Below are 5,974 nucleotides of genomic sequence, written 5' to 3' on the forward strand. Positions count from 1 at the left end.
GGTGAGCGGCGTGCGCAACTGGTGCGAGGCATCGGCAATGAAGCGGCGCTGCCCGGCGATGAGGGATTGCAGCCGCGCCATGTAACCGTTCATCGCGGCCACCAGCGGCCGCACTTCCTTGTGCACCATCGAGGCGTCGAAGTCGGACAGGTCGGTCGGCGACCGGGCTTCGACGTCCGCCTTCAGACGCATCAGCGGCCGCAATACGAAGCGCACCGCGAACCACGCCAGCAGCGCCGCGGCCAGCACCAGCGCGGCCTGCCGCCAGAGCGTGTCGAACAGGATCTTGCGCGAGAGGTCGCGTCGTGCATCATGCGATTCGCCGACCTGTATGAGGGCGATGCCGCGCATCGAATTGTCATACACCGGCTGATAGAGCGCGGCGATGCGTACCGGCTCACCCCGGTAGCGTGCGTGATAAAAGTACACCAGCGCGGGATAGGCTTCGGAACGCACGACATTCGGGGGCAGCGGCGGCAGATCGTCATAGCCGGAAATGAAATCGCCGTTGATGCCGGTGACCTTGTAATAGATGCGGCCGAGGGTGTCGGTCTCGAAACTGTCGAGCGCCACATACGGCACATCCGCCACTACCTTGCCGTTGACCATGGTGACCCGCTCCGCCAGCGCCCGGGTGGAGGCCAGCAGCGAACGGTCATAAGCGACGTCGGCGGCGTCCAGGGCATTGCGGTAGACCGATACCGCATCAATGGCGACCAGTATGCCCAGCGGTATCAGCAACCAGCGCAGGAGCTGGCCACGCAGGCTTCCGAGCCGCTTCCTGACCGGCGCCGGACCTGTCGCTGCCGTCATTGCGGGTCCGGTGCTTCCAGCAGGTATCCCAACCCGCGCAGGGTGGTGATGACGACGCGGCCGGCGTCGGCGCGATCGAGCTTCTTGCGCAGACGGTGGATGTAGATTTCGATCGCGTCGATATTGGCCTGATCATCGAGCGAGAACACTTCGTCGAACAGCTTTTCTTTCGACACCGCCTTGCCGGCACGATGGATCAGCACTTCCAGTACCGCGTGTTCGCGTGGCGTAAGCTCAAGATTGGCGCCGCCGTAGCGAAACATGCGCGACACGGTATCGAAGGACAGCGCGCCGCAGCAGAGCGTGACCGCCTCGCTGCCGCGACTGCGCCGCAACAATGCCTTGACCCGCGCTTCCAGTTCGGCCAGTTCGAACGGCTTGGCGAGATAATCGTCGGCGCCGAGGTTCAGGCCCTGCACCTTGTCGTTCAGCCCGCCGCGTGCCGTCAGCACGAGGACCGGGATCTTGCTGCCGCGGGCGCGCAGGCGCCTGAGGACATCGAGTCCGTCCATCTTGGGGAGCGTGAGGTCGAGGATGACGAGCGCATACTCCTGGGTGTGCAGTAGCGCATCGGCATCGGCGCCGTTCATCGCGCACTCCACAGGCAGGCGCGCATCCTGGAGCGCCTTGCTGATCCAGCGGGACAATTCGGCGTGGTCTTCTACCAGGAGGATGCGCATTTCAACGAGTCGGATCGAAAGCGTTTTGAAAGCCCGCAGCCGGTAAGCTTGATGCCGGCAATGCGGAAATGGGCCGGGACCATAGCCCGGCACGGTTTTGCATCATACTCATATTTCCCCGTTTGCAAAAATCGAAAGGTAAGGACCCATGCGGATTACCTCGGCACTGATTCCGCTCGCTGCAGCGATTCTGCTTCTTGCGAACCCGTCATCCGCGGCGGACAGGATTCCGGAATGCATCGTCCCGGCCAAGCCCGGCGGCGGCATGGACCTCACCTGCAAACTGACGCAACAGGGCTTGCAGGCAGGCATGGCGAAAAAGGACGACGCATCGCAACTGCGCATCAGCTATCTTCCCGGCGGCATCGGCGCGGTTGCGTGGAGTTCCATCGTGTCGCAACGCCGTTCGGCGCCGGATACGCTGGTGGTGTATTCCGGCGGTTCGCTGCTGAACCTCGCTCAGGGCAAGTTCGGCAAGGCGTCGCCCGCCGATGTGCGATGGGTGGCGGCGGTCGGTACCGATTATGGGATGGTTGCGGTGCGCGCGGACTCGCCGTACAAGACCCTGCGCGAGTTGCTCGATGCGCTGCAAAGCCAGCCGGCGAAGATCACGATCGGGGCAGGCGGCACCGTCGGCAGCCAGGACTGGCTGAAAATGCGGATCCTGTCGAAACAGCGCGGCATCGATCCGAAGACCTTGCGTCTCGTTGCTTTCGAAGGCGGCGGCGAAGCGTTCACCGCCCTGCTGGCCGGTCATGTGCAGGCCGTCTCCGGCGACACATCCGAAGCGACGGAACATGCCGCCGCCGGCAGGATCAGAGTATTGGCGGTGTTGTCGGATGCGCGGCTGGCCGGTCCGCTGGCGCATGTACCGACAGCCAGGGAGCAAGGATTCGATGTGACCTGGCCGATCATCCGCGGCGTGTATATGGGACCGGATGTGCCCGAAGCCGATTATCGGCGGTGGGTGAAAACCTTCGACCGCATGATGGAAAGGCCGGAGTTCGATCGGCTGCGCGCGGCGCACGGCCTGCATCCGTTCGCGATGACGGGCGACCTGCTTAGCGACTATGTTCGCCGCACGGTGGATGCCTACGGCAAACAGGCAAAGGAGTTCGGCCTGGTACGCTAGAGCGGCGACACGTTCATTTGCTTGCCTCCCCTCTCCGCTTCATTGCACCAGCTTGCCGCGGCAAGCCTTACGTCAAGGACGCATGTCTTCAGATTTACGCCCTTTCATTTCCGCCCTGGTGATCGGCCTGACAGCCGCGCTGTTGTGCGAATGGCTGAAAACGCCATTGCCATGGATGATCGGTCCGCTGTTCGCCACCGCCGCGATGCGCATGGCCGGCATGGATTTGCACGCACCGGTGCGCGAAGCCGGCCAGTGGGCCATCGGCACGGCGCTCGGATTGTATTTCACGCCGGTCGTCGTGAAGGTGCTCGCGTCCTATGCGGGACTCATCCTGCTCGGCATCGGCTTTGCGCTCGTTCTGGGCGTGGTGTGCGCATGGCTGCTGCACAAGCTGTCCGGCATCGACCGCACCACGGCGTTTTTCGCGATGGCCGTCGGCGGTGCATCGGAAATGGCGACGCAGGGCGAGCGCCATGGCGCGGCGGTTGACCGGGTGGCGGCGGCGCACAGCCTGCGCATCATGATGGTGGTGGCGATCATTCCCTTCGGATTCGAGTTCTGGGGAGTGCATGGACTGGATCCCTACATTCCCGGCGCAAGCGATGTCAATTATCCGGGACTGGCGGCATTGATCGCGCTGACCAGTTTGGGGGCGCTTGCATTGAAATACCTGAACCTGCCGAATGCCTGGGTCATCGGTCCGCTGGCGGTTGCGATCGGACTGACCGCAACCGGATGGAACCTGTCCGCGCTGCCGGAGTGGATGGTCCATCTCGGCCAGCTCTTCATCGGCATTTCGCTGGGGACACGTTTTACGCCGTCGTTTCTGCATACTGCGCCGCGCTATCTGGCAAGCGTCGCGCTCTGCACACTGGTGGCCCTGGCGCTCGCTGCAGGGTTCGGCATCAGCCTGTCGGCAATCGGCGGCATGCATGTGGCGACAGCGATCCTCGCGACATCGCCGGGCGGCATCGCGGAGATGAGCCTGACCGCGAAAAACCTGGAGCTGGGCGTGCCGATCGTGACCGCCTTTCATGTGATGCGGATGGCGGCCCTTGTCCTTACGATCGGACCGATATTCCGCTTCGCACGGCTGGCGAAACACCGGCGCGCGACGCGGCGGCCGGTGCCGGAAAAAAAGGAGTGAGGCATTCGCATGCCTCACCCCGAAACCCCAGGAGACAGTCGGGGAGAGAGATTTCCCATACTGCAAGTTGGAACCGCATGGTAGGCTGACTATCGTTTCGAATCCAATGCAATGTATGCATTTTGTTATGCTCTATGCGCATAACTTTCACCCGGCGTACCTATGCGAATGCCAATACGGCACGCTGATATTCAACAAGGCTCATGCACGTCTTTGGCAAAAATATTCCCTTACCAAACGCGATGGAAATACCGCTACACTTGAACTCATTGCGCTGGTCTTAGTCTGATGGCAGGGCGAAATAATTTGTCCTGATCAATCTGCCTCCCCGTCCAAGCATGTCATTCCGGCTACATCGAATGGCATTTCCGTCAACGCATATCAACACGCACGCAGGCAAGTCGTCATAGCGTCTGGTTATAGCGTCTGATCGAGAGCCCGCTTTTTAGCGACGGGAAGCGGAGAACTGTGTGTTTCCTTGTCAGGTTCTTACCGAGATTTATTCTGCTCATGAAAGCTGTTGCACCCGGCACCGTTATTTTTCACCGCCATCGCGGTTATGGCGTCATCACCTCCGTCAACCTGTTGACCGGTTGGGTATCGGCGCGTTTCGGCAGCGAGGTGCGTACCCTCGATCTCAATCTGTCGACCGATGAACTCCAGCATGCCGATGGCGAGCCGATCCGTTTCCGGCGCGCGCCGCCGGACCGCATGCCGCAGGCGCGGCTGATGGCGATGATGCGCGAACTGCATCGTGCGGGTTATCAAAGCCTGTACCTGTACAGCTGGCCGAAGCCGTCGGGGTTGCACTGGCGATGGCATCTCTTCACCGGACAGCGCAACTGGATGGAGCGCTCATGGCGCGAAGGCTGGTACGGCTCCGGCGCCGATTACAACTTCAATCCGATCATGGGATGGGGCGATGCGCCCGGCGCGACCGCCCAGGAACTGGTGACGGCACTGGCGCGCTTCGACCCGCACGGACTGTCGCAGGCATTGCGGCGGGATGAGGACCACACCGCATGGTTTGACGCCGTCTGCGAAGCATTGCTGCCGAATTATGCCTATACGCTCGGGTGGGATTACCGCGACGGACCGACGCCGGAAAACCTGCCGGTGATCCCGGTGCGGCGCGGTGTGCCGGACTATGCCGGACCTGCACTGCCCTGGCCTCCGGGCTGGGCACGCCTGTGGACCGGGGGCCGCGCGCTGGTGCGCACCAGCTTTAAAACAAATCCCGCTGGCGCCCCTTCCGACGCCGTTCGTTGATCTGCGCGATCGACGTTTCGCGCGGGCCGGTGAGCAGCGTGACCGCATCGCCGGCGCTTAAGCTTCCGGGCTCCACCACGCGCAGGTAGAAGCCGCTGTTGCCGGCCTGCACCATCATCTTCGAAGCATGCGAAAAACCCATTTTCGCGTTGAACTTGAAGCAGGGCTGGCGCGGCTCGGTCACTTCCAGCAGCACCCCGCCGATCTGGAGCCGGTCGCCTACCCAGACATCACTTTCCAGGATGCCCTGCAGCGTCAGGTTTTCGCCCATCGAACCAGGCGGCAGCGGCTCCTCCCGCTTCAATGCCGCCTGCCGCTGCATGGCCCAGAACGCATAGTGTTCCGACGGATAGGCATATACCGCCTTGTTAAGGCCGCCATGCACGGTCGGATCGGCCTGTTCGTCACCGCGCAGTCCCAGTTTCTGAATGGTCACCGCGCCTTGCACCGGTTGTTTGTGGATGCCTGTGGCGATGCGGCGAACCTGGCTCGACTGTTGAATGAACAGGTTGCCGATGCCGCCGATATTGATACTAAGGACGCGTTTGGACATGGACGAGACGATGATGCGGGAAGAGGTAAGGGGAATTCAGGCGGTCACCACGGTACGCGCCGACTTTGCGGCCGCAGCGCGCGATACCAGCATTGCGATGATGAAGAACACTGCCGCCACGAATGATAGATGACCGGTGCCGTCCACCGCAATAATCAAACCGCCAATAAACGCGCCTGCGGCCTGCCCCAGGTAGATCGCCGAGGAATTCAGCGATACCGATGCCGACGCAAGCTGCGGCGCCATCGCCACCAGTCTTACCTGCTGCGCGCTGTTGACGGCGAAACAGCCCAGCCCCCATAAGAAGGTCAGTATCCCGGTGACCGTGAGCGAGCCGTGCGACAACGGCCACAACAGGGTGGCGGTCAGCATGCACC

Annotated in this window: 6 protein-coding genes and 1 pseudogene; 3 read left to right on the top strand and 4 right to left on the bottom strand. The window is 62.3% G+C overall.

Annotated elements, in window-relative coordinates:
- Both V7080_RS22930 and V7080_RS22935 read right to left on the bottom strand, forming a co-directional pair.
- Nucleotides 1-813, bottom strand: an 813-nt coding sequence (locus tag V7080_RS22930) for a sensor histidine kinase (RefSeq protein ID WP_334190699.1), incomplete at its 3' end; no start/stop codon positions are given.
- Complete coding sequence (locus V7080_RS22935; protein ID WP_334190700.1) at nt 810-1,493, bottom strand: response regulator; 684 nt, start codon at nt 1,491-1,493, stop codon at nt 810-812. The genes V7080_RS22930 and V7080_RS22935, both read right to left, overlap by 4 nt.
- 148 nt (nt 1,494-1,641) lie before the next feature.
- Between V7080_RS22935 and V7080_RS22940 the strand changes: the two genes are divergently transcribed.
- From V7080_RS22940 to V7080_RS22950, 3 genes are all read left to right on the top strand, one after another.
- On the top strand, nt 1,642-2,625 hold the full coding sequence (locus tag V7080_RS22940) for a tripartite tricarboxylate transporter substrate binding protein (RefSeq protein ID WP_334190701.1): 984 nt from the start codon (nt 1,642-1,644) through the stop codon (nt 2,623-2,625).
- Nucleotides 2,626-2,707: 82 nt separating this feature from the next.
- Nucleotides 2,708-3,775 (top strand): AbrB family transcriptional regulator, encoded by a 1,068-nt coding sequence (locus tag V7080_RS22945; RefSeq protein ID WP_334190702.1) that lies wholly within the window; start codon nt 2,708-2,710, stop codon nt 3,773-3,775.
- A 510-nt stretch (nt 3,776-4,285) separates the two neighbouring features.
- Nucleotides 4,286-5,044 (top strand): L-asparaginase, encoded by a 759-nt coding sequence (locus V7080_RS22950; RefSeq protein ID WP_334190703.1) that lies wholly within the window; start codon nt 4,286-4,288, stop codon nt 5,042-5,044.
- On the opposite strand, the gene V7080_RS22955 is transcribed toward V7080_RS22950, so the two are convergent.
- Both V7080_RS22955 and V7080_RS22960 read right to left on the bottom strand, forming a co-directional pair.
- A complete protein-coding gene (locus V7080_RS22955) occupies nt 5,001-5,597 on the bottom strand; it encodes an MOSC domain-containing protein (RefSeq protein WP_334190704.1) in 597 nt (198 codons plus the stop codon). The two genes, V7080_RS22950 and V7080_RS22955, sit on opposite strands and share 44 nt — an antisense overlap.
- 36 nt (nt 5,598-5,633) lie before the next feature.
- Nucleotides 5,634-5,974, bottom strand: a pseudogene (locus V7080_RS22960) (MFS transporter); the annotation flags it as partial.

Source organism: Noviherbaspirillum sp., from assembly GCF_036846085.1.
Classification (GTDB): domain Bacteria; phylum Pseudomonadota; class Gammaproteobacteria; order Burkholderiales; family Burkholderiaceae_D; genus Noviherbaspirillum.

Excerpts from the sequence above, each read along its gene's own strand:
- V7080_RS22940 (WP_334190701.1), top strand. The coding sequence starts at position 1,642 with ATGCGGATTACCTCGGCACTGATTCCGCTCGCTGCAGCGATTCTGCTT.
- V7080_RS22955 (WP_334190704.1), bottom strand. The coding sequence starts at position 5,597 with ATGTCCAAACGCGTCCTTAGTATCAATATCGGCGGCATCGGCAACCTG.
- V7080_RS22945 (WP_334190702.1), top strand. The coding sequence starts at position 2,708 with ATGTCTTCAGATTTACGCCCTTTCATTTCCGCCCTGGTGATCGGCCTG.
- V7080_RS22950 (WP_334190703.1), top strand. The coding sequence starts at position 4,286 with ATGAAAGCTGTTGCACCCGGCACCGTTATTTTTCACCGCCATCGCGGT.
- V7080_RS22935 (WP_334190700.1), bottom strand. The coding sequence starts at position 1,493 with ATGCGCATCCTCCTGGTAGAAGACCACGCCGAATTGTCCCGCTGGATC.